At 55.0% G+C, this 16,376-nt stretch carries 16 protein-coding genes and 1 pseudogene; 5 read left to right on the top strand and 12 right to left on the bottom strand.

Annotation, left to right across the window (positions count from 1 at the left end):
- Nucleotides 1-73 precede the first annotated feature (73 nt).
- Nucleotides 74-967 (top strand): LysR family transcriptional regulator, encoded by an 894-nt coding sequence (locus FNY10_RS08210; protein ID WP_141964562.1) that lies wholly within the window; start codon nucleotides 74-76, stop codon nucleotides 965-967.
- Here the strand turns inward: FNY10_RS08210 and FNY10_RS08205 are convergent.
- From FNY10_RS08205 to FNY10_RS08170, 8 genes and pseudogenes are all read right to left on the bottom strand, one after another.
- On the bottom strand, nucleotides 962-1,564 hold the full coding sequence (locus FNY10_RS08205; RefSeq protein WP_141964563.1) for a LysE family translocator: 603 nt from the start codon (nucleotides 1,562-1,564) through the stop codon (nucleotides 962-964). The genes FNY10_RS08210 and FNY10_RS08205 overlap by 6 nt on opposite strands.
- A gap of 371 nt (nucleotides 1,565-1,935) precedes the next feature.
- Nucleotides 1,936-2,365: pseudogene (tolA, locus tag FNY10_RS08200) on the bottom strand (cell envelope integrity protein TolA).
- Between the two features lie 170 nt (nucleotides 2,366-2,535).
- Complete coding sequence (locus FNY10_RS08195; protein ID WP_131050274.1) at nucleotides 2,536-3,648, bottom strand: M20 family metallopeptidase; 1,113 nt, start codon at nucleotides 3,646-3,648, stop codon at nucleotides 2,536-2,538.
- The gene (locus tag FNY10_RS08190) at nucleotides 3,648-4,403 is read right to left on the bottom strand and encodes a glutamine amidotransferase (protein ID WP_160704925.1); all 756 of its coding nucleotides are present in this window, start codon (nucleotides 4,401-4,403) and stop codon (nucleotides 3,648-3,650) included. Before FNY10_RS08190 ends, FNY10_RS08195 begins: the two co-directional genes overlap by 1 nt.
- Before the next feature lie 14 nt (nucleotides 4,404-4,417).
- Complete coding sequence (locus FNY10_RS08185; RefSeq protein ID WP_160704926.1) at nucleotides 4,418-5,497, bottom strand: phosphotriesterase-related protein; 1,080 nt, start codon at nucleotides 5,495-5,497, stop codon at nucleotides 4,418-4,420.
- Nucleotides 5,498-5,504: 7 nt separating this feature from the next.
- Complete coding sequence (locus FNY10_RS08180; RefSeq protein ID WP_160704927.1) at nucleotides 5,505-6,506, bottom strand: ABC transporter permease; 1,002 nt, start codon at nucleotides 6,504-6,506, stop codon at nucleotides 5,505-5,507.
- 18 nt (nucleotides 6,507-6,524) lie between these two features.
- On the bottom strand, nucleotides 6,525-7,271 hold the full coding sequence (locus tag FNY10_RS08175; protein WP_160704928.1) for an ATP-binding cassette domain-containing protein: 747 nt from the start codon (nucleotides 7,269-7,271) through the stop codon (nucleotides 6,525-6,527).
- Between the two features lie 380 nt (nucleotides 7,272-7,651).
- On the bottom strand, nucleotides 7,652-8,674 hold the full coding sequence (locus tag FNY10_RS08170; RefSeq protein WP_131050278.1) for a LacI family DNA-binding transcriptional regulator: 1,023 nt from the start codon (nucleotides 8,672-8,674) through the stop codon (nucleotides 7,652-7,654).
- A 345-nt stretch (nucleotides 8,675-9,019) separates the two neighbouring features.
- On the opposite strand from FNY10_RS08170, the gene FNY10_RS08165 reads away from it, so the two are divergent.
- Nucleotides 9,020-9,973: a substrate-binding domain-containing protein gene (locus FNY10_RS08165; protein WP_131050279.1), complete on the top strand. Its 954-nt coding sequence runs from the start codon at nucleotides 9,020-9,022 to the stop codon at nucleotides 9,971-9,973.
- A 1-nt stretch (nucleotide 9,974) separates the two neighbouring features.
- Here FNY10_RS08165 and FNY10_RS08160 read toward each other — a convergent pair whose 3' ends face one another.
- Nucleotides 9,975-10,847 (bottom strand): ribokinase, encoded by an 873-nt coding sequence (locus FNY10_RS08160; protein WP_160704929.1) that lies wholly within the window; start codon nucleotides 10,845-10,847, stop codon nucleotides 9,975-9,977.
- Between the two features lie 26 nt (nucleotides 10,848-10,873).
- On the opposite strand from FNY10_RS08160, the gene FNY10_RS08155 reads away from it, so the two are divergent.
- From FNY10_RS08155 to FNY10_RS08145, 3 genes are all read left to right on the top strand, one after another.
- Complete coding sequence (locus tag FNY10_RS08155; protein ID WP_160704930.1) at nucleotides 10,874-11,719, top strand: BtpA/SgcQ family protein; 846 nt, start codon at nucleotides 10,874-10,876, stop codon at nucleotides 11,717-11,719.
- Nucleotides 11,719-12,363, top strand: coding sequence for a TenA family protein (locus tag FNY10_RS08150; protein WP_141964567.1), 645 nt, complete (start codon nucleotides 11,719-11,721; stop codon nucleotides 12,361-12,363). The genes FNY10_RS08155 and FNY10_RS08150 overlap by 1 nt, the downstream gene beginning before the upstream one ends.
- A gap of 362 nt (nucleotides 12,364-12,725) precedes the next feature.
- Nucleotides 12,726-13,748, top strand: coding sequence for a helix-turn-helix domain-containing protein (locus FNY10_RS08145; RefSeq protein ID WP_160704931.1), 1,023 nt, complete (start codon nucleotides 12,726-12,728; stop codon nucleotides 13,746-13,748).
- On the opposite strand, the gene FNY10_RS08140 is transcribed toward FNY10_RS08145, so the two are convergent.
- From FNY10_RS08140 to FNY10_RS08130, 3 genes are all read right to left on the bottom strand, one after another.
- Nucleotides 13,687-14,745, bottom strand: a complete 1,059-nt coding sequence (locus tag FNY10_RS08140) for an alpha/beta hydrolase family protein (RefSeq protein ID WP_131050284.1) — start codon at nucleotides 14,743-14,745, stop codon at nucleotides 13,687-13,689. The two genes, FNY10_RS08145 and FNY10_RS08140, sit on opposite strands and share 62 nt — an antisense overlap.
- A 447-nt stretch (nucleotides 14,746-15,192) precedes the next feature.
- Nucleotides 15,193-16,107 carry an ATP-grasp fold amidoligase family protein gene (locus tag FNY10_RS08135; protein ID WP_160704932.1) on the bottom strand — a complete coding sequence of 305 codons (915 nt, stop codon included), beginning with the start codon at nucleotides 16,105-16,107 and terminating at the stop codon, nucleotides 15,193-15,195.
- Nucleotides 16,107-16,322: a hypothetical protein gene (locus tag FNY10_RS08130; protein ID WP_160704933.1), complete on the bottom strand. Its 216-nt coding sequence runs from the start codon at nucleotides 16,320-16,322 to the stop codon at nucleotides 16,107-16,109. Before FNY10_RS08130 ends, FNY10_RS08135 begins: the two co-directional genes overlap by 1 nt.
- Between the last annotated feature and the right edge of the window lie 54 nt (nucleotides 16,323-16,376).

Raw genomic sequence — 16,376 nt, 5'->3', positions numbered from 1 at the left:
GCGATGTTTGCCGGCCTGGCCTTCAGCGCTTGGCTCTCTGGCTCAACGTCTATGAGTGACCAAAGGAATGTAAATGATTGATGACATCCGCTACCTGATTGTGTTCGCAAAAATTGTCGAGGCGGGCTCAATCTCCGGTGGCGCAGACGCTTTAGGGCTGACGACCGCCACGGCGAGCAGCCATCTGGCGAAACTGGAAAAAAATCTGGGTAGCGCTCTGCTATATAGAAATACGCGAAAACTCTCTCTGACTCACGATGGCGTCGGTTTGCTGGAGACGGCCAAATCTATGCTGGAACTTTATGAGAAGGGGGTGATTGAATTTAAGCAGCGTTCTATATCTACGGCTAATAAGCTGCATATTTCTGTCCCCGCCGTTTTTATTAATAGCGCCTTTACGCGCCACCTCGCGGTTTTCATACAACAATATCCGGATGTGCGCCTGAACATTTCTTATAGCGACACGCGTAAAGATATTATTGGCGAGAGTATTGATGTCGCATTTCGGATTGGGGAACTGCCGGATAGTTCTCTCAAAGCCCGGCATCTGTTTGTCCTGCCCCGGCAACTGGTCGCATCAAAGGGGTTGCTCAGTCATTATAAACCCATCAACCATCCTGATGACTTATCACATCTGCCCTGGATTGGCCTGACGATGAGGCAGAATAGCCGGGAGTTCAGGCATAAAAATGGCGAGGTGGTGCTAGTCAAGTATACGCCAGCGGTGTGGGTTGATAATGTTGAAGCCGCCTATGCGCTTGCGAAGCAACAAGCTGGGCTGGCGGCTCCCCCTCGCTATCTCAGTGAGGGGGATGTCAGGCGTGGAGAAATGCAGGAAGTGCTCCCCGACTGGTCATTAGAACCGCTGAAGGTATACGCAATATGGCCTGCGAATATATCGACCAGCAGCATTGCCTATAAATTGATTAATGACATTTATAATGCTTTTGCGTCTCATCAATTATGAATGATTGAGAAGTGGCAAACAGAGCAGGTAGCCCGCCGTAACGATCAGCGATCCGCCCATCAACAGGTTAAAAGTACGGATGCGTTGTCTGCTTCTGAGCAGTATTGAAACTTTGTCGCCGATAACCGCCCATGAAGCCAGTGAGAGATAGCAGACGACAAAATAAATCATGATAAAGACGGCGACCGTCGTGTTGGTGGTCGGGTCGGAAAATAACGCCGCGCCTGATGCGCAGGCCGTCCAGGCCTTCGGGTTAAACCATTGCATTAAAAATCCCTGAATAAAACCCGGCGTTTCGGTTTTTTGCAATGCTAAATCAGGTTGAGATGACGCTATCTTATACCCCAGATACAGTATAAACAGTGCGCCGGCAGCGTTGAGATATTTGAAGAACAGAGGATATTGTTCAATTGCGGCGTACAAGCCAAAACAAACGACGATCAGCAGTAAAGTAAAACCGGTGGTCGCGCCTGAGATCAACGGCAACGTTTTTCTGAATCCATGAATCGCCCCCGACGATATAATCAGCATATTTACCGGGCCTGGGGAAAATGACAGGGTGAGGGAAAATATAAACATCGTAAAAATTAAAATCATTCTTTCTCCGCGACTGTTAAACGTGTAATACGCATGGGCACTCTTTTTTATTGCGCAATTTTTTATTACACAATAGCGTTTCTGCTATGCCTACAGGCTACATATAAATATTGATGGGAGTAAGTGGCTTTTCTCTAAAGGTGTATTTGATTAATTCGGTCGCCGTGCGCTATAACGCCGCACGCGATGAAATCTACGTGACCCATCGCAACGATCGCTCGCCATCTGTTTGATGTTAATCCGCTTTACACCACCGCTTACAGGCAGAAGGCGATGCTGGAAGGACGACGCTATCATTTCGGCGGACACGTGGAGTTCTGAAATCATACAGGGGCCGAATGGCCCCTGCGATAGCCGGCAGAAAAGACCGGTTATAGTTTGAAGTCGATAACGGCATTGCTGAATGTCTGATAGGTTTTTTCATCCGGCGCTGGCGGGATTTTGGCTCCTTTCAGCGCGGACACTATCTGCGCACACAACGCCGGGTCGCCGTTCTCGACGGTGGCGTTATCCACCGTCCCGTCACGCTGTAGCGCTAAGCGTACGGAGCATCGTTGTCCCTGATACGACTGCGGCTGGTCTATTTTAGCGGAGATAGCCTTCTGAACCTGCGTCAGATAGCGTGCGACGTTGGCCTGCGGTGAAGTATCTGAACCTATCGGATAATCGCGAAACATCTTATCCACTTCTGCCGATAATTTAGCGTTTTCAGCGCTATCCGGCGCAGAAGGGGGGGGCCGAGCAGGCGGAAAGGAGTAAAGAGAGGAGACAAACGCGTACGGGGCTGAGTCTTAAGGGCATAGTCATGCCTCCTTGCTGGTGAGGGTACATTCCGGGTGCGAGGCCGTTATCCTCTGATATTTCGCGATTATATTCAAACGCTAATCGCTGACAACCCCGCAGAGCTTTGGCCGCAGGGCGTCAGTTATAAGTGACGTTGTCACTATTTCTTCGCATTCTCAGCAGGTCATTTACGCCATCCAGTCGCGGATAAGGTCTCCGTATAGCTGTTCAGCCTCCTGCAGTCGGCTGAGCAGGCAGTATTCGTCGGTTTGATGAGCCATAGAGGGCTCGCCGGGGCCGAGAATAATACAGGGCGGATTACCCAGCGCCGGTAGCAGCAGCGAGGCATCGGTAAAGTAGGGCACCACGCGCGGTTCGAGCGGCCGATCGTGCAGCGGCTGGCAGCGCTGATAAACCTGCTTTATCCATGCGTGATCCGCTTCGCTCAATACCGCGGGCAGATCGACCAGCGTCGATATCGTGACGTTCTCGCCAAGCAGCGTGGTCAGGCGCTGGCGGATGGTGGCGTGCTGTAAATTGGGCGCGCTACGGATATCGACATCAAAACGCGTGCGGTCCGGCACGGAATTAATATTTAACCCGCCTTCGATCCGACCGACGTTAAGGGTGGGCTGCTTCATCAGCGGATGCGGCGCGCCCGGTGAAAAATGTTGAATCTTACCCAGCGCATCCGCCGCCAGATAGATAGCATTTATCCCCAGTTCAGGCATCGCGCCATGGGCGGTTTTCCCGCGGGTTTCGCAGCGTAACCACAGCGCGCCTTTATGGCCGATAACCGGGTAATTGGCGGTAGGCTCGCCGACGATCAGCGCGCCCGTTTCCGGCAGGGAAGCGGATTCAATCAACGCCCGTGCGCCGTCGCAGCCGGTCTCTTCCCCGCCGGTAATCAGCAATACCGCGCCGCGCCCGGCCATAATGGCTTCCCGGTGCTCAACGCAGGCAACGGCAAATGCCGCCACCGCCGCTTTCATATCGCTGGATCCGCGGCCGTAAAGACGCCCGTCCTCTATCTGCGAGCCGAAAGGATCGTATTGCCACTGCGCATTACCGAGCGGCACGGTATCCAGATGGCCGGTAAAGACCAGCGGTTTACCGGCCGTCGCCCCGCGCAGCCTGGCTATCAGATTACTGCGCCCCTCGCCGAACGAGGACAGCGAAACCTCAAAGCCGCTATCTGCAAGCCAGCCGGCAAAGAAGCGCATGCAATCAGCTTCGCTACCCGGCGGATTGATGGTGTTAAAGCCCAGCAGTTGCCGGGCCAGTTCAAGGGTGGTGGTCATCAGCGACGTTCCGTCAGCCAGTCAAGGCAGTTAATCCACAGCTGGCGATAGCCGGGCCAGTTGCTAAACTCTTCCGGCAGCCAGTGCGCCGACATATCGCTGGTCCATACCAGCGAGCGCCCCTGTTGATATTCGCGAATGGCCAGCAGCGGATGGCCGGTACCGGCGATCGTCGCCAGCAGTTTGCCTTGCGGATGCATTTCCACTTCGTTGTAGCCCAGCAGCCACGGCCATTCGCCGGGAATATCGTTAAACAGGGCGTGAGATTCCGTCACTTCGGCATAGCAACCTTCCGGGGTTTCAATACGATCGTCCCATGCCAGGCAGCGGACCGGCAGAACCTTCTCGACGGCGGTATGGCGATAGCGCGCGCCGCCGTTAATTCCCTGGAAGCTGTAATAGCCGCCAATCATCATCAGCGCGCCGCCAGCGGCAACGTAGTCATGGATAAGCGTCAGACGGTTGGCGGTACGACGGCTTTTCAGCCAGGTATCCGGATGCAGCAGCAGCGTATTGGCGCCGATATCCGAGAGAATAATTGCGTCCCACTGCCGCAGCGCGTCCTGGGTCAGCGGGAAGTCCGTCGCCGCCGCGTGGGCGGGCATGTAGGTAATGGCGTACTGACTGTCCGCAAGCGCGGCGAGGAAATCCGTTGCGCCGGTATGCCAGGTGGCGGTGGCAAACTGATCGAAGCCTTTAACATGTGTTGATGTGCTGGTCCAGGATTCACCGACCAGTAAGATTTTTTTCTGCATGATGTCTTTCCTTTTTATCCGCCAAAGACCCGTTGGGGATTGCCAATCATCAAGGTTTCAAGCTGTTCTCCGCTGACGCCGTGGCGCCGCAGACGAGGAACAAAATGCTTGAGTATGTAGCCGTAACCGTGGCCGCCGTAGCGGGTGAGCATGGTTTTCAGGAAGATGTCCTGCGACAGCAAAATCTGCTGGATATAGCCGTCGTCAATCAGCTCGCGAATGGCGCGGGCGTTCTCCTCGTCGGAGGGCGACTGCGCCGATTCGTCGGCGTAGTAATAGCTCATGCCGATCATGTCGTATTCGAGAAATGCCCCGCGCTGCGCCAGTTCACGCTGGTAGCGCTTATCGGCAAAGCTGGGATTCATATGGCACAGCACGGTATGGCGTAGATCGGCGCCTTCCTGTTCGAGAATATCCAGCACCCGGTGACCGAGCCGCTCCCAGCCCGGCAGATGGACCTCGATCGGCACGCCGGTCGCGGCGCTGGCCCGCCCCGCGGCGCGCAGGGACTTCTCTTCATCCGGCGTAAAGCGGCTTGAGATACCAATTTCGCCGATAAGCCCGGCGAGCACTTCCGGTTTCTCCTCTGCGCCGCCCAGATCGTAAATCAGCCGTTCGGCCAGCTGTTCGACGCTGCTGGTTTTTACCCACTCGGGGTGCGACGGTTCCAGATACAGACCGGTACCCATAATAATGTTCAGGCCGGTCAGACGCGCGATGCGCGCCAGCGCTTTGGGATCGCGGCCAATGCCGATATTGGTCGGATCGACCACCGTCTCCCCGCCAAGGGCGCGATATTTGGTCAGCTCTTCAATCGCCACGTCGACGTCAAACAGTTGGCAGTTATCGCGGCTCATCAGTGGGTTCAGCGACAGTTCGCCGAGGTTTTCCATCTTCACCGGCATTTCGGCAAGATGACGATCGCTACAGCAGCAGGGCGGCACCCATTTGCCGGAGGCATCCAGCAGAATATGCTCGTGCATCAGGGTCACGCCCATTTCGCTAACCGGCAGCGGGCCAAGCACCGTCATGACATAACCGCTGCTGACGCCAAGCGGCAGCGGGGTAGGATGGCGAAAAATTGATCCTTTCATCAGCTATCTATCCTTTTGCCGCCGCGCGAGCGGGGTTGAGAATGCGGGTGTTCAGCCAGATAGCCAGCAGGATAATGGTGCCGGTGGCTATCTGGGTGTAGAACGGCGAAATATGCGACAGGATCAGCCCGTTCTGAATCACCGCAATCGACAGCGCGCCGAGCAGTGTGCCGATAATGGTGCCGAAGCCGCCAAACAGGCTGGTACTGCCGAGCACAACCGCGGCGATAACCTGTAGCTCAAAGCCTTCGCCCTGGTTAGAGGAACCGCTGCCGAGGCGCGCGGTGATGATCATACCGGCCAGGGCGGCGGCCATTCCGCTGATGATATAGACCTTCATGGTGACCGCTTTGGTGTTGATCCCGCTGCGTCGCGCGCCTTCGGCATTCGCCCCGATAGCCGTCACGTAGCGGCCAAAGCGCATATGGTTGAGAACGATATGCCCGATAACCAGAATCATCACGCCGATCAGCGCGGGCATGGGGATACCGACAACCCAGGCGCGGCCGATAAAGGTAAACAGGCTGTCAGCCGGAACCGGAATCGAGTAGCCCTGGGTGACCAGCAGCGCGATACCGCGAACAACGGCCAGGGTGGCGAGGGTAACGATAAACGCCGGTATGCCTTCATAGGCAATGAAGAAGCCGTTGATGGCGCCCACCAATCCGCCGAGCAGCAGCCCCCCGAGCAGGACCACCGGCCACGACAGCCCCCAGTTGTTCAGGGCGATAGCGGACAACGCGCCGACCAGCGCGAGGGTCGAGCCCACCGACAGATCGATGCCGCCGGTGGTAATCACCAGAGTCATGGCGGTCGCGACGATCAGCAGCGGGGCGCTCTGACGGATGATATTCAGCCAGTTGGTACCGGTGAGAAAATTGCTGGTGATCAGTGAAAATACCACGCAGCAGAAGACAAAAAACAGCGCGATGCTCACCACGCCCGAGTGGTTATGCAGCAGGCGGCGGGGCAGCGAATGCTGGATCATGCGGGAGCTACTTAAGTTCATGATACTCATCCTGTTACCTCAGTGTGCAGCCGCAGAGCGGGCGGTGAATTTTTCGCCCACAATCAGGTTAACGATATCGCTCAGGCTGGTGTCGGCCACCCGCCGGTCGGCGACGTTGGTACCTTCATACATCACCATGATCCGGTCACAGACCAGGAACAGGTCCTGCAGGCGGTGGGTAATCAGAATCACGCTCACGCCGCGTGCGGAAACGCGACGAATCAGTTCCAGAACCGCTTCGACTTCCGCAACGGCCAGCGCGGCGGTGGGCTCGTCCATGATCAGCACTTTCGGGTCAAAAGCCGCCGCGCGGGCGATGGCAATGGCCTGGCGCTGACCGCCGGAAAGATTTCGCACCAGCAGGCGGGTATCGGGAATGGAAATTCCCAGCCCTTTTAGCATCTCCCGGGCATCGGCGTGCATTCTGGCCTCATCGAGAAAGGGGATACCAAGGACCGATTTCATTGGCTCGCGGCCCATAAACAGATTGCCGGCGACGTCAACCGTGTCGCACAGCGACAGATCCTGATACACCATCTCGATATGACAGCGGCGCGAATCGGCCGGATTAGCAAACTGCTGCTGTTCACCATCGATACGAATCGTGCCGCTGGAGGGGATCACCGCGCCGGAGAGCACTTTGGTCAGGGTTGATTTCCCCGCGCCGTTATCGCCGACCAGGCCCAGCACTTCGCCCGGGGCCAGCTCCAGGTTGACTCCGCGCAATGAACGTATCGACCCGTAGGTCTTGGTGATATTGATCATCTCCACCCTTGGCGGGGGGGTTTGTGGCTGCTGCATCTGATAACTCCCATCGCTATTGCCGGGAAAATGTTCGTCATCCTGCGGGAGATACTCCCTCCGACACGGTTCACATTCTAGTAAACCGGTTTACCTGCGGAGCGGAGCACTCACCAATCCAGTCTGACCAAACGCTACGTAAGATATTTGTTCGCCAGTAAGAACATTGCAGCATCCGTGCCAGGGCAGGAATCACATCGCTGCCCTGTTACTTAACCTTATGGAATAAATAACGTTTCTTGATTCCATCCCGGTAAACCGGTTTACTGATTATAGTGAAGCGCTGGCAAGTCGAACGTTTTTTGCGCCAAAAACGGGCGCTTTTGCGCCATTTTGGGACGTGCTTAACAAATCTTGATCGAGTCGCGGCCAATCCATTCGACCGGCAGGCGGGTTTCTGCCGGGATATCTTTGTCGTTGTTCAGCAGGCGCATCATGATGTTTACCGCGGTGCGGCCCAGTTCCCGGGCGGGCTGGCGGATAGTGGAAATCCGCGGTTGGGTGAAATCGGCATAGTTGGCGTCATCAAATCCGACTAACGACAGCGCCTCCGGCGCCTGTAGTCCGCGGGCGCGCAGTCCGTCAAGCAGGCCAAGTACCAGATAGTCGCTGGCGGCAAAGACGGCGGTAGGGCGCTGCGACTGGCTAAACAGGTACTGCAGCGCCTGTTGACCGAACTCGCGCTGATAGTCGCCGTACATCACCCATTCAGGGGGCCAGATCAGACCGGCCTGCTCCATGGCGGTGCAGAAGCCCTGGTAGCGTTCGCGGACGCTCATCAGCTTGTCCGGCCCGCCGACGAAAGCGATATGGCGATGCCCGGCGGCGATCAGTTTTTCGGTGGCGATGCGTCCACCCTGGACGTTATCGGCAAACACTTTAGGCACCTTGCTGCCGGGAATATCCTCATCCAGCAGCACAATACGCTCGTGACGCTGGATCTCTTTGCGCAGCAGGCCGTTATCGGGGCGGTTAGTCGTGAACAACAGCCCATCGACCTGGCAGGTATCCAGCCAGCGAATAAACTGACACTCTTTTTCCGGGTTATTGCGGGTAATACACAGAACGAGGCTGTAGCCGTTGGCCGAGGCGGCCTCTTCGGCGGCATCGGCCAGTTCGGCAAAGAAGGGGTTGGTAATATCGGGTAGCACCAGGCCAAGGGTTTCGCTGCCGCCTTTGCTCAGACGGCGCGCGAGGCTATTACCGCGATAGTCCAGTTCGTGGATCGCCGTTTCGATGCGGTCGATGGTGTCCTGCGGCAGCACGATACTGTTGTTCATATAGCGCGACAGGGTAGCCTTCGACAGGCCGGCCAGCTTTGCCACGTCGGATAGTAATACGCGTTTTATACTCATTTCCTGCGCCATTTCTGCCAGAATTGGCTATCTGTAACATAGTTAAGCGCGGTGGATACAGCAATTTCTCTGCACACAGAGGCCCGAAATAAATGCTTGACAAATTTTAAATGGCGGAGAATTGTATAGGCAGTTTACCGCATCATCCGGGAAGTCATTCCCAACCCCGTTTAACTCATTCCAGTCGCGCACCGACACGGACCGGTTGCCGGAATGAAATTAAGCAGGTATCCGCCGAACGGTCGATGATTGTTCTGGCCATATAGACGATATTTGCCCGCCAAAAAAATAATCCTTCTGCGTTCGCATGCGGCGCGGAACTCTGCTGGCTATCAACGATTCCCGACGAGGATAATGATGATGTTATTTAACACCGGAAAACTGCGTTTTATTGCTGTCGCAACAACAATGCTGGCATCTGTGAGCTTTATTTCTGCCGCCAGCGCTGCGGCTCCAACCTATGCGCTGGTACAAATCAATCAGCAGGCGCTGTTTTTTAATCTGATGAATAAAGGCGCGCAGGATGCCGCAAAAGCCAGTGGTAAGGATTTAGTGATTTTTAACTCTAACGATAATCCCGTTGCACAAAACGACGCGATTGAAAACTATATTCAGCAAGGTGTTAAAGGCATTCTGGTTGCCGCTATTGACGTTAACGGAATTATGCCGGCGGTAAAAGAAGCCGCCGCCGCTCACATTCCCGTGATTGCGATTGATGCCGTATTACCGGCCGGGCCTCAGGCGGCTCAGGTTGGCGTGGATAATATCGAGGGCGGCAGAATTATTGGAAAATACTTTGTTGATTACGTGCAGAAAGAGATGGGCGGCCAGGCGCGACTGGGGATTGTCGGCGCGCTGAACTCGGCCATTCAGAACCAGCGGCAGAAAGGGTTTGAAGAGACGCTGAAAAGCAATCCGAAAATTACCATCGCCAATGTCGTCGACGGGCAGAACGTACAGGATAAAGCAATGACCGCGGCGGAGAACCTGATTACCGGCAACCCCGATCTGACAGCGATCTATGCCACTGGCGAACCCGCTCTGCTGGGCGCTATCGCCGCCGTGGAAAACCAGGGGCGGCAGAAAGATATTAAAGTCTTTGGCTGGGATCTGACGGCGAAGGCGATTTCCGGTATTGACGGCGGCTACGTCACCGCCGTTCTGCAGCAGGACCCGGAAAAGATGGGGGCTGAAGCCCTGAAGGCGCTGAACAGCATCACCTCCGGCAAAACCGTACCGAAAACCATTCTGGTTCCGGCTACGGTGGTGACCAAAGCGAACGTGGATAGCTACCGTTCGCTGTTCAAGTAGGTCAGTGGGCGCCGCCCGTGGCTAACAGGGCGGCGAGTTCCTGGGCGTCGGGAAACGCGCTGAGCGTACCCCGGCGGCTAACGGTAATGGCGGCAGCCCGACTGGCATGCGTCAACGCCAGACCATCGGGCGCCACGCCGCGCAGGATAGCGGATGCCAGCATCACGGCGAGGAACGTGTCGCCCGCGCCGGTGGTATCCAGCGCTGCGGCGGGGACGGCGGGGCAAAACTGGCGCTGCCCCTCGCGGATAAGCCAGGCGCCTGCCGCGCCCTCGGTAATGACTAAGGTTTTGACGCCGTAAGGTTGCAGCAGCTCGGCCTCTGATTCATTGACTACCGCGATATCGATAAGCGGCCACAGATGGCAAAAGTCAGGATTAACGGGTGAGGGATTGAAGACCGTTGTCATACCGCGGGTTTTGCCGTACTGGAATAGCGCCCGCGTTTTCTCCAGGGAGAAATTGCCCTGCTGTAGCAGAATATCGCCTGCGGCGGCCTTCGCCAGGTGCGGCATAATATCATCAAGGCCGAATGTATCGGCAGCGGCGGTGGTGGTAATGATGGCATTGTCGCCATCGGCGCTATTTAAAATAATCGAGGTATCGCTATGTTGGTTAAAATGGCTGTCGGGTAGTAGCGTCAGCGCTTCATTTTTTATCCGTTGGCGGATCCAGGTTCCGTTGCTGTCATTTCCCGTGGCGGCAATTAAACGCGTTTCTATTCCACAGCGAGATAATATAATCGCCTGATTCGCGCCTTTACCGCCGATATCCTGCGAAACTTTAATGCCGTGAATTGACGAGCCTTTTTTCGGTATATCCGGAATGGACCAGGTTTCATCTACGGTAATATTACCGGTAACGTAAACACGCATAGTGTTCCCTTAACAGGATGGATAAGATGGTTGCTATCTCAGCAGAAAAAACGAATGCAATACAAGCTATTTTTTCACGTAGTAAAGCCGTTATCGGTGTTATTCATTGCGATCCGTTTCCCGGCGCGCCTAAATACCGAGGGAAATCAGTTTCTGATATTGTTGAACGTGCGCTTCGCGATGCGGATAATTATGTTTCTGGCGGCGTTCACGGTCTGATTATTGAAAACCACGGCGATATTCCCTTTTCCAAACCTGAAGATATCGGTCATGAAACCTCAGCGCTGATGGCGGTGATTACCGAGAAAGTCCGCGAGCGTTTTGGTGTACCGCTGGGGATTAACGTCCTGGCTAACGCTGCGATTCCGGCGATGGCTATCGCCCTGGCGGGCGGGGCCGATTTCGTCCGCGTCAATCAGTGGGCCAATGCTTATATCGCCAACGAAGGATTTATTGAAGGGGCGGCGGCTAAGGCGCTGCGCTATCGCAGTATGCTGCGTGCTGAACATATTCGCGTCTTCGCCGATAGCCACGTTAAGCACGGTAGCCATGCCATCGTTGCCGATCGTTCGATTCAGGAACTGACTCGCGACGTGGACTTTTTCGAGGCCGACGCGGTGATTGCCACCGGCCAGCGCACCGGCGATAGCGCCACGATGGCGGAAATTGATGAGATTCGCGTGGCGACAGCGTTACCGTTGCTGGTGGGCTCGGGGGTGACGCCGGCCAACGTCCGCCAGATCCTCGGACGGACTCAGGGGGTCATTGTGGCCAGCACCATGAAGGTTGACGGCGTCTGGTGGAACGATGTTGAACTGGCCCGAGTACAGCATTTTATGTCGGTCGCTCAGGCTGCGCTGGAGGAGGCATAATGGAAGCGTTTAGCGATCGCCTGCTGCGCGAACATCAGCAGGTCTGGCAGGTGATGCAGCGGCACCGTTTTGTGGTGGATATTGAACAGGATCGTCTGCCGACAACCGTATTCGACCGCTATCTGGTGTTTGAGGGCAACTTTGTCGCCACGGCCATCGCCATTTTTGCCCTCGGGGTCAGCAAGGCGCCGCATATTCAGCAGCAGCGCTGGCTAATCGGCGTACTGAATGCCCTGGTCGACACGCAGATGGCATGGTTTGAACAGGTGTTGACAGCACGGCAGATCAATCCTGCGGATTATCCCGACGATTTGCCCGGCGTGCAGCGCTTTCGCGACGGCATGCTGCGGATGGCCCGACAGGGCAGCTATGAGCAGATAATGACTATGATGTTCGCGGCGGAATGGATGTACTACTGCTGGTGCCGACGGGCGAGCGAACAGCGCCAGAGCGATGCTGATATTCGCCGCTGGGTGGAAATGCATGCTGAAGAGGCGTTTTTCCAGCAGGCGAGTTGGCTGAAGGGTGAACTGGATCGGTGCGCCAGCGTAATGAGTGACAGTGAGAAGCAGGCGCTGTCGGCGCTTTACGGCGAGGTGCTGCAGTGGGAAATTGACTTCCATAGCGCAGCTTATGAGGATTAGCCACAGGATAAACAAGGGGGGCCTGAAACGGCGCCCCTGTATGCGCTCAACATTATCGCCAGCGTGGATACGGGTAATCTCCATTCTTCAGGCGACGGATGAAATATCAGGAGCCATTGCAGAGCGTGTTGTTAAACGACCCGATAATAGTGGCAGATGTCTGCCTGGCGCGGTGAGTTCACCGAGGGAGATAACGCGCAGATTCTCAGGTTGAGCAGCCATGACGACAGCATAAGTCAGGACGGGGTAAAAAAGGGGGAACGTGTTGAATCGTTAAAAGATTTCTCTGCCTGGTGATGCTTTTTACGCCTTTTTATGGCACAACATTCCCCTGAGATAAATGCTTTGCGTACAGGTATTCCATGCCGGCCATTCCCTTTCCCTGGTACACCCTGTCTATTTTGCTTATTTTACTGTTGAAGGTTTGCCGGCAGCGTCCCGCAGGCTATCGCAACAGCGCGATTTTTATTGCGGGCTGTTCGCTGCTGGTCTTGATGTCAGCCTTGCGCTGGCAGTTTGACCTTATTCAACTGCGCCAGTTGCAGTCTGTCATAGCGATCACTCTGCCACCGTTGGCCTGGCACTGCTTTGCCTGCTTTACAGAACAGCGCTTGCAGCAAAAAATTGCCGCTTTTGTGGGACCGCCGACGCTGGCTCTGGCGCTGAACCTTATTGCTCCGCAAACCACGGATGTGGTGCTGATGCTGCTCTATATCGGCTACGGTTGCGCCCTGATTCGAACGGCGCTGCAGGGAAGCGATACGTTTATTTTCAGGCGACTTAGCGACAGTGCTGCAACGTCATCGCTCGCTTTTATCGCGGGGGTCTTCCTCTGTTTTTCCGGACTGACCGATCTGGCCATCGCGCTCAATTTCCATTTTTATCAGGGCCGGCAGGCGCCGCAACTGGTCGCAATCTCGCAGGCTATTCTGCTGCCATTTGTCTGTTTTGCCATTGTCGGTAGTAGCCGTCCGTTGCTCCCGGCCGCGGAGCCGGTTTTGCCCGCCGAAGCGAGTACAGAGAACAATAGTGACGCGTTTCTCGCGACTTATCAGCAGGTCAACACGTTGATAAACAAGCAGAATTTGTATCTGAATCCCGACCTGACGCTGAATGCGCTGGCGAGAAAAACTGGGGTCCCCGCGCGCCAGATTTCAAAAGCGGTGAACCTGACGCGCGGCTGCAATGTCTCACAATGGATCAACGGCTTGCGCATCGACTATGCGCAGCAGCTTCTACGCAACACCACCCTGCCGGTAACGGAAGTGATGCTGGAGGCGGGTTTTGCCACCAAATCAAACTTTCATCGCGAGTTTCTTCGTATCAGCGGTATGACCCCGACGGATTACCGCCGGACAGCGGTTGAAAGTCGAGGGCCTGATTGAGGAAGGCGCTGATATCCCGGGCGAGCTGACGGTGAATCGCGGCGCGGCTCCGGGTGCCGCCATCCTGGCAGACAATCTCTTCGCCCGGCTCTTTTTCCGCGATTAATGCCATCGCACCCGGTTTGCACTGCTGCATAAAACTAAAGTGTGTGGCCCCTTCGACATTCACTACCCGTCTTACCGCGGCAGGGAGATATTCCGCCAGGTAGCCCGACTCCAGCCTGGCGGGTAGCTCATCGCTGTCCGCCTGAGCCGCCATAATCAGCACCGGCACTGCAATCTGAGAAAGTGATTCTGGCGTGAATCCGCGGGCCAGGCCCAGATCGAGTGAGACAACGGCTTTGATTGCCGGATCGCCTTCGTTTGCTGCCAGTCGCCCGCCAGCGTCATCAATACCCAGCGTCTGAATTAACTTGCAGGCGGACAGCCTGGCATGTGTCCGGCAATCATGCTGAAAGCGAGCGGCGTCAAAGCGCGCCCCCGCCAGTTCAAGTACCGTCCAGCCGCCGAGAGAGTGTCCGGCTGCGGCTATGCGCTGCGTATCGACTTTTCCGGCAAGGGAGGGGGTAGTGATAATTTTCATCATTGCCCGTAGGAGATCCTGCGGGCGGCGCCAGAGTTCCTTCGCATCCTGCGGCCGCTTGTTAAATGTTGTCGTGCCGGGATGATCGACCGCCGCCACAATATAGCCCTGAGCCGCCATTTCCGTCGCCAGCCAGTTCAGGTTGCGCCAGTTGCCGCCATAGCCGTGAGAAAGCAGAAGCAGCGGATGCTCGCCCACTTCCGGCGCCGCATCGCGCAGCGCAGAGGTGCCGTAAAAGGCAATATTGTCACCCACCTTTTCCGGCGAGCCGGTTGCTGCGGTGGGATACCAGATAGCGATATTGAGAGGGCGGGAGCTAGCCTCGTGGATATTCAACTGGCGAAAAGCCGTGTTGGCATACGATGCGACGCTAAAGAGAAGAGAAAAAAGAAAGCAACAAAGGGGCCGTAACATAACGATCTCCGGTAAGTAAACAGAGATGCATTGTGGTCACGAAGGCCCGGTTGATGCGTCCTGAAACGCGATCGAGGACCTTTTTTGTGGTGTTTGCGGCTGGGGGCGACTGGCAAATGTGCTAAGGGCGTGGCACCGCATACATCTCTGGGCGCGTTATCAGAAGCCAGTGGCAAAGAGCAGGCACGATAAGATCAGTCTGGATATCGCAAGGCTGCCACTCACCATGGTTCGTAGATTTGCCACAGACGTGTTTAGGCCCTTCATTCGGTCCCCGGAATGCCGCTAATAACTCTTTGAACCACGATACCGACCCGTTGTTCAGTAATAACTGTTCGGCATTTTTATCTGCTCTCGCTCAAAACTGCCTGTCTGCCGGGCAAACAGGCATAACGTATGATATTTCCCGTTTCGCGGCGAACCCCATAGGCTCCACACATCAAAATATTAACTTAATTCCGTGTTGGCTCTGGGGAGTCGCCACATCTCACCCAGGATAGTATCCCACTGAGCAGGATTAATAATCAGTTTCCCCCTGCGTGGACTAAGCGTAATTTCGCTAAAATAAATGGTATCGCGCAGCAGCATGAGATCTACCCGACAGTAATCAACATCGTTTGCCAGCTCCTGCGCGGAGGCTATTGCCTGATGTAACGCCTGGGGTTCGGGGACCTCATAGGGTGTACTTGGGTACTCCATTTGGAAAGGCAGCAACTGCCAGTAACGATCAAAAACATTAATATACTCTTTGCCATCGGTGTCCATGAAGTCAGCTTCAATAAAACCAACGGAACCATGGAAGCAATGTAATCTTAGCATCTCCGGGGTTATCTCTCTTTTTCCGTGCGAAAATAAATCAATGTAGCTTTCGCAGAGTATCACCGGGGGAATGTGCTTGTACTGCCACTCCCTGGTGCGGTAATACATATTTTTCTTCAGCGCAGAATTTAACTGGCGCAAGGCTCTGGGGACGTTAAATGTATATTTATCCAGACAGATGATAGTACTACCGCTGTCATGGTTGCATTTCAGAACGAATTTGTCTGGTAATTGACTGAAGTCTATTTCATTCACGTTTCTGTAAATACCAAGCAGCGGAACGGTTTTTATATGTTGGCTACGAGCATCAATGTACTCGCGAACCGCTAATTTATCCGCTAACAGGGTATAAAGTGGGTTGTGGTCGTAAATCATACGGTGACATATTTTTTCATTCAGGGTAACCGGATGCTTCAAGTCGGGACGGGATCCGTAAATTCTCTGAAGTCGTCCGGCATGAAAACGCCTGTCGCTTATAATATAAGAGCGTAATTTTTTAATCTGATACTCAGAGTATTTTAAGAGTGCATTAAACTTGTTCATTATTCCTCCATTAAGTTATGAACACTTGCGGTAAAATTGACGCTCACGGCGGCAGGCGCAACGCCAGGAACAAACAACGTCAACAGCAGAGGAAGGGACAGGTGCGAGGTGAGCGCTACCCGATGTGCTATGTGTGTGGTTTTGGCGGAACCCAGGGCCGCAGCCGAGGTCCGGTGTCGTGGCTTGAGCTGCACAAATGACGAATAGTTAAACATGCGCAATTCCTGATGAATCAAAAACGAGCGCAGTATCTAAAAAACTATGTCAGG

It is taken from the genome of Klebsiella sp. Lac1 (assembly GCF_009825425.1).
GTDB lineage: Bacteria > Pseudomonadota > Gammaproteobacteria > Enterobacterales > Enterobacteriaceae > Klebsiella > Klebsiella electrica.
This window is presented reverse-complemented; position numbering and strand designations above follow the sequence as displayed.

Excerpts from the sequence above, each read along its gene's own strand:
- FNY10_RS08210 (WP_141964562.1), top strand. The coding sequence starts at position 74 with ATGATTGATGACATCCGCTACCTGATTGTGTTCGCAAAAATTGTCGAG.
- FNY10_RS08205 (WP_141964563.1), bottom strand. The coding sequence starts at position 1,564 with ATGATTTTAATTTTTACGATGTTTATATTTTCCCTCACCCTGTCATTT.
- FNY10_RS08195 (WP_131050274.1), bottom strand. The coding sequence starts at position 3,648 with ATGACCACCACCCTTGAACTGGCCCGGCAACTGCTGGGCTTTAACACC.
- FNY10_RS08190 (WP_160704925.1), bottom strand. The coding sequence starts at position 4,403 with ATGCAGAAAAAAATCTTACTGGTCGGTGAATCCTGGACCAGCACATCA.
- FNY10_RS08185 (WP_160704926.1), bottom strand. The coding sequence starts at position 5,497 with ATGAAAGGATCAATTTTTCGCCATCCTACCCCGCTGCCGCTTGGCGTC.
- FNY10_RS08180 (WP_160704927.1), bottom strand. The coding sequence starts at position 6,506 with ATGAACTTAAGTAGCTCCCGCATGATCCAGCATTCGCTGCCCCGCCGC.
- FNY10_RS08175 (WP_160704928.1), bottom strand. The coding sequence starts at position 7,271 with ATGATCAATATCACCAAGACCTACGGGTCGATACGTTCATTGCGCGGA.
- FNY10_RS08170 (WP_131050278.1), bottom strand. The coding sequence starts at position 8,674 with ATGGCGCAGGAAATGAGTATAAAACGCGTATTACTATCCGACGTGGCA.
- FNY10_RS08165 (WP_131050279.1), top strand. The coding sequence starts at position 9,020 with ATGATGTTATTTAACACCGGAAAACTGCGTTTTATTGCTGTCGCAACA.
- FNY10_RS08160 (WP_160704929.1), bottom strand. The coding sequence starts at position 10,847 with ATGCGTGTTTACGTTACCGGTAATATTACCGTAGATGAAACCTGGTCC.
- FNY10_RS08155 (WP_160704930.1), top strand. The coding sequence starts at position 10,874 with ATGGTTGCTATCTCAGCAGAAAAAACGAATGCAATACAAGCTATTTTT.
- FNY10_RS08150 (WP_141964567.1), top strand. The coding sequence starts at position 11,719 with ATGGAAGCGTTTAGCGATCGCCTGCTGCGCGAACATCAGCAGGTCTGG.
- FNY10_RS08145 (WP_160704931.1), top strand. The coding sequence starts at position 12,726 with ATGCCGGCCATTCCCTTTCCCTGGTACACCCTGTCTATTTTGCTTATT.
- FNY10_RS08140 (WP_131050284.1), bottom strand. The coding sequence starts at position 14,745 with ATGTTACGGCCCCTTTGTTGCTTTCTTTTTTCTCTTCTCTTTAGCGTC.
- FNY10_RS08135 (WP_160704932.1), bottom strand. The coding sequence starts at position 16,107 with ATGAACAAGTTTAATGCACTCTTAAAATACTCTGAGTATCAGATTAAA.
- FNY10_RS08130 (WP_160704933.1), bottom strand. The coding sequence starts at position 16,322 with ATGTTTAACTATTCGTCATTTGTGCAGCTCAAGCCACGACACCGGACC.